The 16,541-nt window shown below is 55.6% G+C and carries 11 protein-coding genes; 5 read left to right on the top strand and 6 right to left on the bottom strand.

Going from position 1 to position 16,541, the window contains the following annotated elements:
- Positions 1-27: 27 nt before the first annotated feature.
- Positions 28-1,587, bottom strand: a complete 1,560-nt coding sequence (cueO, locus tag IM271_RS08275; protein WP_049000522.1) for a multicopper oxidase CueO — start codon at positions 1,585-1,587, stop codon at positions 28-30.
- Positions 1,588-1,732: 145 nt separating this feature from the next.
- On the opposite strand from cueO, the gene IM271_RS08270 reads away from it, so the two are divergent.
- From IM271_RS08270 to speD, 3 genes are all read left to right on the top strand, one after another.
- Entirely contained in the window at positions 1,733-2,080 is a 348-nt protein-coding gene (locus tag IM271_RS08270) for a YacC family pilotin-like protein (RefSeq protein ID WP_014882582.1), read from the top strand.
- Positions 2,081-2,195: 115 nt separating this feature from the next.
- On the top strand, positions 2,196-3,065 hold the full coding sequence (gene speE / locus IM271_RS08265) for a polyamine aminopropyltransferase (protein ID WP_028015536.1): 870 nt from the start codon (positions 2,196-2,198) through the stop codon (positions 3,063-3,065).
- Positions 3,066-3,860 carry an adenosylmethionine decarboxylase gene (gene speD / locus IM271_RS08260; RefSeq protein ID WP_028015535.1) on the top strand — a complete coding sequence of 265 codons (795 nt, stop codon included), beginning with the start codon at positions 3,066-3,068 and terminating at the stop codon, positions 3,858-3,860.
- 31 nt (positions 3,861-3,891) lie between these two features.
- On the opposite strand, the gene yacL is transcribed toward speD, so the two are convergent.
- Both yacL and acnB read right to left on the bottom strand, forming a co-directional pair.
- A complete protein-coding gene (gene yacL / locus IM271_RS08255) occupies positions 3,892-4,254 on the bottom strand; it encodes a protein YacL (RefSeq protein WP_041911228.1) in 363 nt (120 codons plus the stop codon).
- Between the two features lie 190 nt (positions 4,255-4,444).
- A complete protein-coding gene (gene acnB / locus IM271_RS08250; protein ID WP_126326313.1) occupies positions 4,445-7,042 on the bottom strand; it encodes a bifunctional aconitate hydratase 2/2-methylisocitrate dehydratase in 2,598 nt (865 codons plus the stop codon).
- A gap of 892 nt (positions 7,043-7,934) precedes the next feature.
- Here acnB and IM271_RS08245 point away from each other — a divergent pair.
- Entirely contained in the window at positions 7,935-9,482 is a 1,548-nt protein-coding gene (locus IM271_RS08245; RefSeq protein WP_193052430.1) for a DUF3300 domain-containing protein, read from the top strand.
- Positions 9,483-9,492: 10 nt separating this feature from the next.
- A complete protein-coding gene (locus IM271_RS08240; protein WP_193052429.1) occupies positions 9,493-10,284 on the top strand; it encodes a DUF2950 family protein in 792 nt (263 codons plus the stop codon).
- Positions 10,285-10,336: 52 nt separating this feature from the next.
- On the opposite strand, the gene lpdA is transcribed toward IM271_RS08240, so the two are convergent.
- From lpdA to aceE, 3 genes are all read right to left on the bottom strand, one after another.
- Positions 10,337-11,761: a dihydrolipoyl dehydrogenase gene (lpdA, locus tag IM271_RS08235; protein ID WP_023332094.1), complete on the bottom strand. Its 1,425-nt coding sequence runs from the start codon at positions 11,759-11,761 to the stop codon at positions 10,337-10,339.
- 175 nt (positions 11,762-11,936) lie between these two features.
- Positions 11,937-13,835 carry a pyruvate dehydrogenase complex dihydrolipoyllysine-residue acetyltransferase gene (gene aceF / locus IM271_RS08230; RefSeq protein ID WP_136486631.1) on the bottom strand — a complete coding sequence of 633 codons (1,899 nt, stop codon included), beginning with the start codon at positions 13,833-13,835 and terminating at the stop codon, positions 11,937-11,939.
- 14 nt (positions 13,836-13,849) lie between these two features.
- Positions 13,850-16,513: a pyruvate dehydrogenase (acetyl-transferring), homodimeric type gene (gene aceE / locus IM271_RS08225; protein ID WP_028015529.1), complete on the bottom strand. Its 2,664-nt coding sequence runs from the start codon at positions 16,511-16,513 to the stop codon at positions 13,850-13,852.
- Positions 16,514-16,541 lie beyond the last annotated feature (28 nt).

Genomic DNA, 16,541 nt, shown 5'->3' with positions numbered 1-16,541 from the left:
TAAGGCGAAGCCGCCACCCGGCTTTTTTTATACGGTAAAACCGAGCATCATCCCCGTATCTTCATGCTCCAGCAGATGACAGTGCGCCATATAGGCAAACTCTTCAGGCGCTTCATGGTCGAACTTCACCAGCACCTCGCTGACGCCGCCTTCCACTCTCACCGTATCTTTCCAGCCTGCTCGATGCGCTTCCGGCGCTTTGCCGTTCTCAGACAGAATACGGAACTGCGTGCCGTGGATATGGAACGGGTGCAGCATCATGTCCCCTTCCCCTGAAACCACCCAGCGCTCAAACTGCCCCTTCGCGGCGGCAAACATCGGCGTGTTCATATCGAACGCTTTGCCGTTGATCTTGTTGGCGTTGTGGAAATCGAACCCGTGACCGCCGTGATCCATACCGCCCATTTTGCCGTGGTCCATATTCATGTGGCCCATCATCTGGCCGTGGTGCATTCCCGCCATGGCCTGATTGCCATACTTTTTCATCAGCGCCTGCATGCCCATCATGTCAAGCATCGGGTCCATGGAGAGCTGAAGCTTACGCTGCGTGAGCCCATCCAGCGACGGGAGAGCTGGCAGCGTGGCTAAGGTGTCCGGCAGCATACCGGAGGCCGTGACCTGTAGCGGCTGAATGCGCAGCACCGGATGCGGTTTATCAAACGGCGCCACTGCCATCCCCATCTGGCTGACAGGCAGCGTTACCAGGTCAAACGGCTTGCCGTCGCTGATGTCCACCAGCACTTCGAAGCGTTCGCCCATCAGCATCGGCAGCTCGCTCACTTTTACCGGTTCCGGCAGCAGGCCGCCATCGCTTGCCACCACGTAAAGCGGGCGCTTATCGCTGGTGGCGAAGTTCAACGAGCGGGCGTTACAGCCGTTAAGCAAGCGCAGGCGCAGCCAGCCTTTCGGGGCGGCGTGCTGCGGATAGATCGCACCGTTGGCCAGCAGCGTATCGCCAAACCAGCCGACCGCCGCGCTCATCACGTCCAGCTGGTAGTCAATCTGCCCGTCAACGCTGAATTTTTTGTCCTGCACAATCACCGGCACATCGTCGATACCCCACTGTTTTGGCAGGCGCAGGAGACGGCTTTCGTCATCCTCAATCAACACCAGTCCGGCCAGCCCCATTGCCACCTGATGGCCCGTTTTGCCATGCTGATGCGGGTGGAACCAGCAGGTTGCCGCCCGCTGGTCAGGGGTAAAGGTTACGCTGCGTTTACCCCCTGGCTTGATAACACCCTGGGGACCACCATCCACTTCGCCCGGGACTTCCAGCCCGTGCCAGTGCAGCGTGGTCTCCTCGGCAAGCGTATTGTGGATATCCACCGTCACCGCTTTCCCTTTGCGTAACTGAAGCGCCGGGCCGAGCAGATTGCCGTTGTAGCCCCAGGTTGTGGCGCTGTGCCCGCCGAAGGAGGTTTTACCGGCCTGAACAACGAGCTGAATACGGCTACGGGCGTCTGCGGTCAGTAAGTCAGGAATGGGTAAGGCAGGCCTTTCAGCCGCAAAAACCGCGCGGCTCCAGAGTGGTAATGCGCTGGCAACCCCCAGCACAGCGGAATATTTTAAAAAATCACGACGTTGCATGTTCATTTCCTTATTTCCAGCAGGCGATCTTTTGAGCATAAACCCTCCCCTTACCGGAAGGTCAAGTAAAGCGGCAATAATAAAGATCGTCGCACTGGCATCAAGTGTGCTAACGTTAATTTTCCGTGAAGAAGTGGTAGAAGCAATGAAGACGTTTTTCAGGACAATTTTGTTCGGAAGCCTGATGGCAATGTGTGCGAACAGCTATGCGCTCAGTGAAAATGAAGCGGAAGATATGGCCGATTTAACGGCGGTTTTTGTATTCCTGAAAAATGATTGTGGCTACCAGAATTTACCCAACGGGCAAATTCGCCGCGCGCTGGTCTTTTTCGCCCAGCAGAACCAGTGGGATCTCAGCAATTATGACAGCTTTGACATGAAGGCGCTCGGTGAAGACAGCTACCGTGACTTGAGCGGTATTGGCATTCCCACGGCTAAAAAATGCAAAGCGCTGGCCCGCGATTCGCTCAGCCTGCTCGCCTACGTGAAATAACCTTCCCGACGCCCCCTGTTCAACCTATACCCGTGCAACCACGGTTATAGTTAGCTATCATGTTTCGCTCATTTTTTGTGAGCGTTACGGATGTTAACAAAGGAGGAGTCCGCGTATGGCCGACCACACGTTGTGGCATGAAACACTGCATGACCAGTTTGGTCAGTACTTTGCCGTTGATAACGTGCTCTATCATGAGAAAACGGATCACCAGGATCTGATCATCTTCGAAAACGCCGCCTTTGGCCGCGTGATGGCCCTGGATGGCGTTGTGCAAACGACCGAGCGCGACGAGTTTATCTATCATGAGATGATGACCCACGTTCCGCTGCTGGCCCACGGACACGCGAAGCATGTTCTGATTATCGGCGGCGGCGACGGCGCAATGCTGCGCGAGGTTTCACGTCATCGTTCCATTGAAACCATCACCATGGTTGAGATCGATGCGGGCGTGGTCTCTTTCTGCCGCCAGTATCTGCCCAACCATAATGCCGGCAGCTATGACGATCCGCGCTTTAATCTGGTTATCGACGACGGCGTTAACTTTGTTAACCAGACCACGCAGACCTTCGACGTGATTATCTCTGACTGCACCGACCCCATCGGCCCCGGCGCGTCGCTGTTTACCTCCTCGTTCTACGAAGGCTGCAAGCGCTGCCTGAACCCGGGCGGGATCTTCGTCGCACAAAACGGTGTCTGCTTCCTGCAGCAGGACGAAGCCCTCGACAGCCATCGCAAGCTCAGCACCTATTTCGGTGACGTCAGCTTCTATCAGGCGGCAATTCCGACGTACTACGGCGGGATCATGACCTTTGCATGGGCAACGGATAACGACGTGCTGCGTCATCTCTCTACCGAAATTATCCAGGCCCGCTTCCATCAGGCCGGGCTCACGTGCCGCTACTACAATCCGGCTATTCATACCGCAGCGTTTGCTCTGCCGCAGTACCTGCAAGACGCATTATCCACTAAGGGGGTGAGCTAATTGAAAAAGCTTAAACTACATGGCTTTAACAACCTGACCAAAAGCCTGAGTTTTTGTATTTACGATATCTGCTATGCCAAAACAGCGGAAGAACGCGATGGTTACATCGCCTATATCGATGAACTCTACAACGCCAACCGTCTGACCGAGATCCTGTCAGAAACCTGCTCGATCATCGGCGCCAATATTCTGAACATCGCACGACAGGATTATGAGCCCCAGGGTGCCAGCGTCACCATTCTGGTCAGCGAAGAGCCGGTCGACCCGCAGCTTATCGACAAAACTGAACACCCGGGTCCGCTGCCAGAAGTGGTCGTCGCCCACCTCGACAAAAGCCATATCTGCGTTCACACCTACCCGGAAAGCCACCCGGAAGGCGGGCTGTGCACTTTCCGCGCGGATATTGAAGTGTCGACCTGCGGCGTGATTTCCCCGCTGAACGCGCTGAACTATTTAATCCACCAGCTGGAATCGGACATCGTCACGATTGATTATCGCGTGCGCGGTTTTACCCGTGATATCAACGGCATGAAGCACTTCATCGACCACGAGATCAACTCCATTCAGAACTTTATGTCCGAGGACATGAAATCGCTGTATGACATGATGGACGTGAACGTGTACCAGGAAAACATCTTCCATACCAAGATGATGCTTAAGGAGTTCGACCTTAAGCACTACATGTTCCACACGAAGCCGGAAGATTTAAGTGAAGAAGAGCGCAAGGTCATCACCGACCTGCTCTGGAAAGAGATGCGCGAAATCTACTACGGCCGCAATATTCCGGCCGTGTAAGTGTTGCCCGGAGCAGGGACGCTTCGGGAAGTTACTTCTGTTTCATAAACTCACGGTAGGCATTCACTACCTGCAGGAAGTCTTCCACGCCGCACAGCGACAGGCTCTCTTCGTCGTAGTAGCTCATCCCCTCTTCCATCTCATCCCCTGAAAACTCAAGCTGGTTGGCGCGCACCATCACCTCTTCGCCGTCCATCCACAGGGTGTATTCATGTCCGGCGCGTTGCCAGGAGCGCTCGCTGCCTTTCACCGTATTTGCCGCCTGTTCGACTTCATCAAGAAGGGCGAGATTTTCTTTCACCTCTTCGTTAAACCAGTGTCCAACGGCTTCGTGCCCCATCGACATGCGCACTTTCACCACACCGGTGATGTCGCGCAAAAATTCGTAATCCATAGCGTTTTCCTCAGCAAAGCCATTAGGGTAATTATCGCAGCAGAGGGAAAGAAAAAAAGCGGGAGAGGTGGGAGGAATGAAAATAAAAAGGTGAGAGCAAGACCCTGCGGCCTGATGCCCTCACCCCGTCCCTCTCCCACGGGAGAGGGTGCAAACACTAAAAACCGTCTCGTAGAGACGGTTTTGCTGTTTATACTGCCGTCTGGAAGATCACCCCGTCAGCCTTCTCGGTGTACTGAGAAAGCTGGTCGAAGTTCAGATAGCGATAGGTATCCACCGCCGTCTTATCCACCTGCGCCACGAAGGTCTGGTACTCTTCCGGCGTTGGCAGTTTGCCAATCAGCGCCGCAACCGCCGCCAGCTCCGCAGAGGCCAGGTAGACGTTCGCACCAGTACCTAAACGGTTCGGGAAGTTACGGGTAGAGGTGGAAACCACCGTCGCACCGTCGGCTACGCGCGCCTGGTTACCCATACACAGGGAGCAGCCAGGGATTTCGATACGCGCCCCGCTCTTACCGAACACGCTGTAGTAACCCTCTTCGGTCAACTGAGCCGCGTCCATACGGGTTGGCGGTGCCACCCACAGGCGGGTCGGCAGCTGGCCTTTATGGGTATCCAGCAGCTTACCGGCGGCGCGGAAGTGGCCGATGTTGGTCATACAGGAGCCGATGAACACTTCGTCGATCTTATCGCCCTGCACGTCAGAGAGCAGACGCGCATCGTCCGGATCGTTCGGCGCACACAGGATTGGCTCTTTGATATCCGCCAGATCGATGTCGATCACCGCCGCGTACTCTGCGTCTGCGTCAGCTTCCAGCAGTTGCGGATCCGCCAGCCATTTCTCCATGCCCTGAATACGACGCTCCAGCGTACGACGATCGCCGTAGCCTTCCGCAATCATCCACTTCAGCAGAACGATGTTGGAGGTCAGATACTCAACGATCGGCTCTTTGTTCAGCTTGATGGTACAGCCTGCCGCAGAACGCTCGGCGGAGGCGTCGGTCAGCTCGAACGCCTGCTCCACTTTCAGATCCGGCAGACCTTCAATTTCCAGGATACGGCCAGAGAAGATGTTTTTCTTGCCTTTCTTCTCAACGGTCAGCAGGCCCTGTTTGATGGCATACAGCGGGATCGCGTGAACCAGGTCGCGCAGGGTGATGCCCGGCTGCATTTTGCCCTTGAAGCGCACCAGCACGGATTCAGGCATGTCCAGCGGCATTACGCCGGTCGCTGCAGCAAACGCCACCAGACCGGAGCCCGCCGGGAAGGAGATCCCGATTGGGAAACGGGTATGGGAGTCACCGCCGGTACCCACGGTATCCGGCAGCAGCATACGGTTCAGCCAGGAGTGGATGACGCCGTCACCCGGACGCAGAGAGACACCGCCGCGGTTCATGATGAAGTCTGGCAGCGTGTGGTGCGTGGTCACGTCAACCGGCTTAGGATAGGCCGCCGTGTGGCAGAAGGACTGCATCACCAGGTCAGAAGAGAAGCCCAGGCACGCCAGGTCTTTCAGTTCGTCACGGGTCATTGGGCCAGTGGTGTCCTGAGAGCCCACGGAGGTCATCTTCGGCTCGCAGTATGCGCCAGGGCGAATACCGGCTACGCCGCACGCGCGACCCACCATTTTCTGTGCCAGCGAGAAGCCGCGGTTGCTTTCTGCCACGTCTTTCGCGTGACGGAAAACGTCGGAGTGCGGCAGACCCAGCGCTTCACGCGCTTTGGTGGTCAGGCCGCGCCCGATGATCAGCGGAATACGGCCACCGGCACGCACTTCGTCAATCAGCACGTCGGTTTTCAGTTCGAAGCTTGCCAGCAGCTCGTTGGTTTCGTGGTTGCGCACTTCGCCTTTATACGGATAGACGTCAATCACGTCGCCCATGTTCAGGTTGCTCACATCCACTTCAATTGGCAGCGCGCCCGCATCTTCCATGGTGTTGAAGAAGATTGGCGCAATTTTGCCACCGAGGCACAGGCCGCCGCCGCGCTTGTTCGGCACGTGCGGAATGTCGTCGCCCATGAACCACAGTACGGAGTTGGTGGCGGACTTACGGGAAGAGCCGGTACCCACAACGTCACCGACGTAGGCCAGCGGGAAACCTTTTTGTTGCAGAGCTTCGATCTGTTTGATCGGGCCCACCACGCCCGGCTGATCTGGCTCAATGCCTTCACGGGCGTTTTTCAGCATCGCCAGGGCGTGCAGCGGGATATCAGGACGAGACCACGCGTCCGGTGCCGGAGACAGGTCATCGGTGTTGGTTTCACCGGTCACCTTAAAGACGGTCACGGTAATTTTTTCCGCCAGCGCAGGGCGGTTCAGGAACCATTCGGCATCGGCCCAGGACTGCATCACCTGCTTCGCATAGACGTTGCCCGCTTTGGCTTTTTCTTCTACGTCGTAGAAGTTATCGAACATCAGCAGCGTGGAAGAGAGCGCTTTAGCGGCAATCGGTGCCAGCTTGTCGTTATCCAGCGCGTCAATCAGCGGATGAATGTTGTAACCACCCTGCATGGTGCCGAGCAGTTCAATGGCTTTTTCAGGAGTAACCAGTGGGGAGGTGGCTTCGCCTTTGGCGATAGCAGCAAGGAATCCGGCTTTTACGTAGGCAGCTTCATCTACGCCAGGCGGTACGCGGTTGATCAACAGATCTAACAGGAATTCTTCTTCGCCCTTAGGCGGGTTCTTCAGCAGCTCGACGAGCGCGGCCATTTGGGTTGCATCTAAAGGTTTGGGTACAATTCCCTCGGCGGCACGTTCTGCTACGTGCTTACGGTATTCTTCTAGCACGACGGTTCTCCTCGCTCTCATTGTCATATGCGGCGGACGTTCTCTTCACGCTCCTGTGAGACAGCAGTTTGTAGGGTAAATGCCCGATACCGCGTCGGGCAGCATAGCAGGATTTCTGCACAGTGTTAATCCGTTTACAAAAAAGCAACATTAAAAAGTTTGCTGAATCGTTAAGCATGGTGTAGCGGGGAGACGAGGTGAATTTTGGGGACAAAAAAACCGCCTGGTAGCGGTTATTTTGTTGCCTTGCGGTGGTAGCACACCGGGTTGGCAGATTTGCGGCAACCCCAACGCAATGAATTTTGCATCACACCCTGCAGGCTTGCAAGCCATTATGTCAATTTTGCGTAGCACCTTCCCATTTCGAATGAAACCCCGTTTAAATTCATCTCTCGCCTTTAGAATTACCACTGAGTCGATTACTCTTTCCCCTCGGCCTGCTTCGCTGGTGTAGCAACCAGTCACCGGGCCCGGGAGCAGTTCCGTAACCTACGCGGCAATCCCAACTTGCCAGGTTCTGCCTTTCCCGGTGAAGAATGAACCCGCGTAGCCTGTACAGGAACGCACGCAATGGAGATGCGAATCACTGCGCTGATCGTTGCGATCGGTTTACTGCTTACCGCACTGCACGGTGGCTGGAACATATCCGACATCACGGTGCTGTTTGTCGTCAACCTCGGCAACTAGCTGCTGGCCGCTCGCAAGAGCGGCCTTCTGAATTCCCGGCGCCTTTTCCCGCATCGCATATAATTGTGTAATAAATACTCACACTCTTTATCCGGACGTACCGGACGCTTCCCAATAAAAGTCAAAACAGTAAAAGACGGGTGAATGATACTCACGCCAACCGTAACGCCTCACGGCACAGCGCCTGTCTCGTTGGAGTCATTTTATGAAGTTGCCCTTTAAGCCACATCTGCTTGTCCTTCTGTGCAGTGCCGGGCTGTTTGCCGCCTCAGGCGTCATGTTTGTCAAAAGTCGTGCAACGGAACCCGTTGCGCCAGCCCCCGTCGCGCAACCACCGTCAGCGCCTACCGCAGCCCAGCCGGCCCCTGTTGTCGCGCCAACCTACACTGCCGCGCAAATCGATCAGTGGGTTGCCCCCATTGCGCTCTATCCGGATGCTCTGCTGTCACAGATCTTGATGGCCTCGACCTACCCGGCTAACGTGATTCAAGCGGCACAGTGGTCCAAAGACAACCCCAAAATGGAAGGGGACGCCGCGATTCAGGCCGTTGCCAGCCAGCCCTGGGATCCCAGCGTAAAATCCCTGGTCGCGTTTCCTCAGCTTATGTCGCTGATGGGAGAGAATCCGCCGTGGGTACAAAATCTGGGCGATGCGTTTCTCGCGCAGCCGAAAGATGTGATGGATTCGGTGCAACGGTTGCGCGCGCTGGCGCAGAAGACCGGCGCCTTGCAATCTACGCCTCAGCAGACGGTCACCACGGTAACGAAACCCGCACCTGCAAAAACCAGCACCACCGAATCAACGTCAACCACCACGTCCGCACCGGCCCCGACGGTGATCAAAATTGAATCTGCCGACCCGCAGGTGATTTACGTCCCCACCTATAATCCCAATACGGTTTACGGGACCTGGCCTAATACCGCCTATCCGCCAACCTATCTCCCGCCGTCACCCGGGGAGCAGTTTGGCAATAGCTTCGTCAACGGCTTAGGTTTCAGCCTGGGTGTCGCCACAACTTATGCCATCTTCAGCAACATCGACTGGGATGATGACGATGACTGGGACCATCATCATGACGGTGACTGGGATAATCACGGCGGCTACAACCGCAACGGTGATAACAACATCAATATTAACGTTGAGAACTTCAATAAAATCAGCGGACAACGTCTGGCGGACGCCAACCGTACCTGGCAGCACAACCCGGCCTATCGGGAAGGTGTCCCCTACCCGACAAACCAGCTCAACACGCGTTTCCACTCCACCGACACGGCCACGGGGCTTAGTGCAACGCAACAACCGGTTAATCGCGATAGCCAGCGTCAGGCGGCGCTGAGCCAGATGGAGAAATCGACAGGTAAAACCTTCCCACAGACTGCTCGCCCGGGCACGAAAGCGGCGCAGCGACAGGCCTCAAGTGAACAGCTGAAACAGATTTCTCAGCGCAATAACTACCGTGGCTATGACACCAAACCGCAGACGGCGAAGCGGGCCACCACGCAGCAGCGAGAAAACCGCCAGACCACCGCACAGAGACAAGAGAAACGGGTCCAGCCTTCTCAGCAACGTCCCTTCCAGCAGCGAAACAGTCAGCTCCGGGCCAATGCACTGAGCGGCAACGACAGCCGTTCCGCCAACTGGCAGGCGCAGCAGCAGCGTGGGGCGCAAAGCAGACGCCTCGCCGCTCGTCAGCAGCAGCTACGCCCGGCAGCGGCTGGACGTGCTGAACACCGTGAATTCCGTCATCGCTAAGGGAGCCGACATGAAACGTAAATTACTCAGTGGAATGGTGTTGTTCATGGTCTCGGCGACCGTCATGGCGCAGCAATCCTTCAGTTCACCAGAACAGGCTACCAATGCGCTGGAAAGCGCCATCCGCGATCAAAACGAAAGCGCGATGAGCAACCTGCTCGGTGAGAACTGGCGCGACTTCCTGCCCCCTGAAGGCGTTGATCCTGACGCAGTCGATCGCTTTCTGCGCGACTGGAAAGTCCGTCATAACACCATTGTCGAAGGCGATAAAGCGCATCTGGTTGTCGGAGACAGCGGCTGGCAACTTCCCATTCCGGTGATCAAAACCGCCTCCGGCTGGCAGTTTGACATCAAAGAAGGCGCTGAGGAGATCCTGACCCGCGAAATTGGGCGCAACGAACTTGCCGCCATCGAAGCCCTGCATGCTTACGTGGCCGCTCAGCAGAGCTATTTCGCAATGAACCAGAAATACGCGCAGAAGATTGTCAGTTCTGAGGGGAAAAAGGACGGTCTGTACTGGCCCGTCTCGCCCGGCGAAGCGCCAAGCCCGCTTGGTCCGGCATTTAGCCCTAAAGAGCCAAGCGCGGGTTACCATGGCTATCGCTTCCGCATCCTGCCCGATAATCACGGTTTCGCGATGGTGGCGTGGCCTGTCAGCTATGGTCAGACAGGCGTCATGAGCTTTGTGATAAACCAGGACGACAAGGTGTACCAGTCCGATCTCGGCAGCGATTCGGAGCAGAAGGCCCGGGCGCTGGCCTCATACGCACCTGATAACACCTGGCAGCCCTTAGCCCCCTGAACGCCGCGCATAAAAAAAGCGGCCTCAGGCCGCTTTTTTCATCTGAAGAAACTTATTTCTTCTTCGCTTTCGCGTTTGGCAGGTCAGTAATGCTACCTTCAAACACTTCAGCCGCCAGGCCCACGGACTCGTGCAGCGTCGGGTGCGCGTGGATGGTCAGCGCGATATCTTCCGCATCACAGCCCATTTCGATAGCCAGACCGATTTCACCCAGCAGCTCACCGCCGTTGGTACCGACAATCGCACCACCGATTACGCGGTGAGTCTCTTTGTCGAAGATCAGTTTGGTCATACCGTCTGCGCAGTCGGAAGCGATAGCACGGCCAGAAGCAGCCCACGGGAAGGTGGCGGTTTCGTAGCTGATGCCTTTCTCTTTCGCTTCTTTCTCGGTCAGACCGACCCATGCAACTTCTGGCTCGGTGTACGCGATAGATGGGATCACTTTCGGATCGAAGTAGTGCTTCATGCCGGCGATAACTTCAGCAGCAACGTGACCTTCGTGAACGCCTTTGTGCGCCAGCATTGGCTGACCGACGATGTCGCCGATAGCAAAGATGTGCGGCACGTTGGTGCGCAGCTGTTTGTCAACGCGGATGAAGCCACGGTCGTCCACTTCCACGCCAGCCTTGCCCGCGTCGAGGTTTTTACCGTTCGGTACACGACCGATAGCCACCAGCACGGCGTCGTAACGCTGTGGTTCGGATGGGGCTTTTTTGCCTTCCATGGAAACGTAAATACCGTCTTCTTTCGCTTCAACGGCAGTCACTTTGGTTTCCAGCATCAGGTTAAACTTCTTGCTGATGCGCTTGGTGAAGACTTTAACGATATCTTTGTCAGCAGCCGGGATAACCTGGTCGAACATTTCAACCACGTCAATGTCTGAACCCAGCGCATGGTACACGGTACCCATTTCCAGACCGATGATACCGCCGCCCATAACCAGCAGACGCTTAGGAACGGTTTTCAGCTCCAGGGCATCGGTGGAATCCCACACGCGTGGATCTTCATGTGGGATGAATGGCAGTTCGATTGGGCGAGAGCCTGCCGCGATGATCGCGTTGTCGAAGTTGATCACGGTTTTGCCGTTTTCGCCTTCCACTTCCAGGGTGTTCGCACCGGTGAATTTACCCAGACCGTTTACCACTTTCACTTTACGGCCTTTGGCCATACCCGCCAGACCGCCGGTCAGCTGAGTGATAACTTTCTCTTTCCAGGTACGAATTTTGTCGATATCGGTTTTCGGCTCGCCGAAGACGATACCGTGTTCAGCCAGCGCTTTGGCTTCTTCGATAACTTTCGCTACGTGCAGCAGCGCTTTAGAAGGGATACAGCCGACGTTCAGACAAACACCGCCGAGGGTGCTGTAACGCTCTACGATGACGGTTTCCAGACCTAAATCCGCGGCGCGGAATGCTGCGGAGTAACCTGCCGGGCCTGCCCCAAGTACTACGACCTGAGTTTTGATTTCTGTGCTCATCATGACCTCTTAGTTTATACCCGTCGTCCACCGGGTCGTTCTATCCGCCCGCAGTTTACAAAATTGTTAACAATTTTGAAACAACAAACGGCTCACGAATTGTCGCTTTCACCAATAACCTCATAAACACCATGAGATTATCAGAAAAAAGCCGGCCGACTGGCCGGCTTTTCGATTACATCACCAGGCGGCGAATGTCGCTCAGCATGTTGTTGATGATGGTGATGAAACGCGCACCATCAGCCCCGTCGATCACGCGGTGGTCGAAGGACAGAGAGATTGGCATCATCAGACGCGGCACGAACTCTTTGCCATTCCACACCGGCTCCATCGCGGACTTGGACACACCGAGGATAGCCACTTCCGGCGCGTTCACAATCGGCGCGAAGTGGGTGGTACCCAGGCCGCCGATGCTGGAGATAGTGAAGCAGCCGCCCTGCATTTCGCCGGCAGTCAGCTTACCATCACGCGCTTTCTTGGAGATGGTGGTCAGTTCACGGGACAGCTCAGTGATGCTCTTCTTGTTCACGTCTTTGAATACCGGAACAACCAGACCATTTGGCGTATCTACCGCAACACCGATGTTGATGTATTTCTTCAGCGTCAGCTTCTGGCCGTCTTCGGACAGGGAGCTGTTGAAGCGTGGCATCTGCTCCAGAGCAGCGGCAACGGCTTTCATGATGAAGACCACTGGGGTGAATTTCACGTCCAGCTTACGCTTCTCGGCTTCGGCGTTCTGCTGTTTACGGAACGCTTCCAGATCGGTGATATCGGTTTTGTCGAAGTGGGTAACGTGCGGGATCATCACCCAGTTACGGCTCAGGTTCGCACCAGAGATTTTCTGGATACGGCCCAGCTCCACTTCTTCGATTTCGCCGAACTTGCTGAAGTCCACTTTCGGCCATGGCAGCATGCCCGGGATACCGCCGCCAGCGGCTGCCGCAGGTGCAGCTTCGGCGCGTTTCACCGCGTCTTTCACGTAAGCCTGAACGTCTTCGCGCAGGATACGCCCCTTACGGCCGGTACCTTTCACTTTCGCCAGGTTCACACCGAATTCGCGCGCCAGGCGACGAATCAGCGGAGTCGCGTGGACGTAAGCGTCGTTTTCAGCGAACTCTGATTTTTCTGCTTTTGCAGCAGGGGCAGCGGCTGGTTTAGCAGCCTGAGCCGGTGCAGCAGCCGGTGCTGGAGCAGCCGCGGCAGCCGGAGCTGCGGCAGGCGCAGCGCCTTCCACTTCGAAGACCATGATCAGGGAGCCGGTAGACACTTTGTCGCCGGTGCTGATTTTGATCTCTTTAACGGTACCGGCGAACGGCGCAGGCACTTCCATGGAAGCCTTGTCGCCTTCAACGGTGATCAGTGACTGTTCAGCGGCAACTTTGTCGCCCACTTTTACCATCACTTCGGTGACTTCAACTTCGTCACCGCCGATGTCCGGTACGTTAACGTCTTTCGCACCGCCAGCAGCGGCTGGTGCAGCGGCCGGAGCCGGAGCAGCGGCCTGTGCAGGCGCGGCAGCAGGTGCAGCACCCGCCACTTCGAAGATCATGATAAGCGACCCGGTAGACACTTTATCGCCGGTGTTGATCTTGATCTCTTTTACGGTACCGGCGAATGGCGCTGGTACTTCCATAGAGGCTTTGTCGCCTTCTACGGTGATCAGTGACTGCTCGGCCGCAACGGTATCGCCCACTTTCACCAGGATTTCAGTGACTTCAACTTCGTCACCGCCGATGTCAGGCACGTTCACTTCTTTCGCTGCTGCGGCAGCTGCTGGAGCAGCGGCGGCCGGAGCGGCTTCTTTCTTCTCTTCCTGCGCAGGTGCAGCAGCTGCTGCACCGTCGGCGGAATCGAAAATCATGATCAGTTTGCCGGTCTCGGTTTTATCGCCAACGGAGACTTTGATCTCCTTAACGATGCCAGCCTGAGGAGACGGGACTTCCATAGAGGCTTTATCGCCTTCTACGGTGATCAGCGACTGTTCAGCTTCAACTTTGTCGCCCACTTTGACCAGGATCTCGGTGATTTCAACTTCATCAGCCCCGATGTCCGGTACTTTGATTTCGATAGCCATTATTCTTTTACCTCTTACGCCAGACGCGGGTTAACTTTTTCTGCATCGATGTTGAATTTGGTAATTGCGTCCGCAACCACTTTCTTATCGATTTCGCCACGTTTAGCCAGTTCGCCCAGTGCTGCTACAACCACGTAAGAAGCATCAACTTCGAAGTGGTGACGCAGGTTTTCGCGGCTGTCAGAACGACCGAAGCCGTCAGTACCCAGTACGCGATAATCATCAGCTGGAACGTATGTACGAACCTGCTCAGCGAACAGTTTCATATAGTCAGTGGACGCCACCGCTGGCGCGTCGTTCATCACCTGAGCGATGTACGGAACGCGTGGGGTTTCCATTGGGTGCAGCATGTTCCAGCGCTCACAATCCTGGCCATCACGCGCCAGTTCGGTGAAGGAAGTCACAGAGTACACGTCGGAACCCACGCCGTAGTCTTTCGCCAGGATCTGCGCTGCTTCACGAACGTGACGCAGGATAGAACCGGAGCCCAGCAGCTGAACTTTACCTTTGCTACCTTCAATGGTTTCGAGTTTGTAGATACCTTTACGGATACCTTCCTCGGCACCTGCTGGCATTGCCGGCATGTGGTAGTTTTCGTTCAGGGTGGTGATGTAGTAGTAAATGTTCTCCTGCGCTTCACCGTACATGCGCTGCAGGCCGTCATGCATGATGACTGCCACTTCGTACGCGTAGGACGGGTCGTAAGAGATACAGTTAGGAATAGTCAGAGACTGAATGTGGCTGTGGCCATCTTCGTGCTGCAGACCTTCACCGTTCAGAGTCGTACGACCAGAAGTACCACCGATCAGGAAGCCGCGAGCCTGCTGGTCGCCTGCCTGCCAGCACAGGTCACCGATACGCTGGAACCCGAACATGGAGTAGTAGATGTAGAACGGGATCATCGGCAGGTTGTTGGTGCTGTAAGAGGTCGCAGCAGCCAGCCAGGATGCGCCAGCGCCCAGCTCGTTGATACCTTCCTGAAGGATCTGACCTTTCTCGTCTTCTTTGTAGTATGCAACCTGCTCACGGTCCTGCGGGGTGTACTGCTGGCCGTTCGGGCTGTAAATACCGATCTGACGGAACAGACCTTCCATACCGAAAGTACGCGCTTCGTCGGCGATGATTGGAACCAGACGATCTTTGATCGACTTGTTCTTCAGCATCACGTTCAGGGCACGAACGAAAGCGATGGTGGTAGAGATCTCTTTGTTCTGCTCTTCCAGCAGCTGAGAGAAGTCTTCCAGCGCTGGCAGTTCCAGCTTCTCGGTGAAGTTAGGCTGACGAGCTGGCAGGTAGCCTTTCAGCGCCTGACGACGTTCGTGCAGGTACTTGTGCTCTTCAGAGCCTTCCGGGAAGGTGATGTAAGACAGGTTTTCTACCTGCTCATCGGTCACTGGAACGTTGAAACGGTCGCGGATATAGCGCACGCCGTCCATGTTCATTTTCTTAACCTGGTGAGCGATGTTTTTACCTTCTGCGGTATCACCCATGCCGTAACCTTTGATGGTGTGGGCCAGGATTACAGTCGCTTTACCTTTGGTTTCACGCGCTTTTTTCAGTGCAGCGTAAATTTTCTTCGGATCGTGACCACCGCGGTTCAGGGCCCAGATCTGCTCATCAGTCCAGTCGGCAACCAGCGCTGCGGTTTCAGGGTATTTACCGAAGAAGTGCTCACGCACGTAGGCACCGTCTTTGGATTTGAAGGTCTGGTAGTCGCCGTCAACGGTTTCGTTCATCAGCTGGATCAGTTTACCGCTGGTGTCTTTACGCAGCAGTTCGTCCCAACGGGAACCCCACATGACTTTGATCACGTTCCAGCCAGCACCTGCGAAGATGCCTTCCAGTTCGTTGATGATCTTGCCGTTACCGGTTACCGGACCATCCAGACGCTGCAGGTTACAGTTGATGATGAAGCACAGGTTGTCCAGCTTCTCACGGGTTGCGATGGTGATCGCACCTTTAGATTCTGGCTCATCCATTTCGCCGTCGCCCAGGAAGGCGTAAACGGTCTGCTCAGAGGTGTCTTTCAGACCACGGTGTTCCAGATACTTCAGGAATTTAGCCTGGTAGATCGCACCGATTGGGCCCAGACCCATAGATACGGTCGGGAACTGCCAGAATTCAGGCATCAGTTTAGGGTGCGGATAAGAAGACAGACCTTTACCGTGAACTTCCTGACGGAAGTTGTTCATCTGCTCTTCAGTCAGACGACCTTCCAGGAATGCACGTGCATAGATGCCCGGAGAGATGTGGCCCTGGAAGTACACCAGATCGCCGCCGTCTTTCTCGTTCGCTGCACGGAAGAAGTGGTTGAAGCACACTTCGTAAACGGTCGCAGAAGACTGGAAGGACGCCATGTGGCCACCCAGCTCCAGGTCTTTCTTGGACGCGCGCAGAACGGTCATGATGGCGTTCCAGCGGATTGCAGAACGGATACGACGTTCCAGATCCAGATTGCCCGGGTATTCCGGTTCGTCTTCAACGGCAATCGTGTTTACGTAGTTGCTAGCCCCTGCACCTGAAGCAACCTTCACGCCGCCTTTGCGGGCTTCAGAAAGCAGCTGATCAATCAGATACTGAGCGCGCTCAACACCTTCTTCACGGATGACCGATTCGATCGCCTGTAGCCAGTCGCGAGTTTCGATCGGATCCACGTCATTTTGGAGACGTTCTGACATGGGGGTATTCCTTATCTATCTAATACGT

Source organism: Enterobacter cloacae complex sp. I3 (genome assembly GCF_014896175.1).
In the GTDB taxonomy this organism is placed as follows: Bacteria; Pseudomonadota; Gammaproteobacteria; order Enterobacterales; family Enterobacteriaceae; genus Enterobacter; species Enterobacter bugandensis.
The sequence above is the reverse complement of the archived record's forward strand: the minus strand, read 5'-3'. Positions and strand labels throughout refer to the sequence as shown.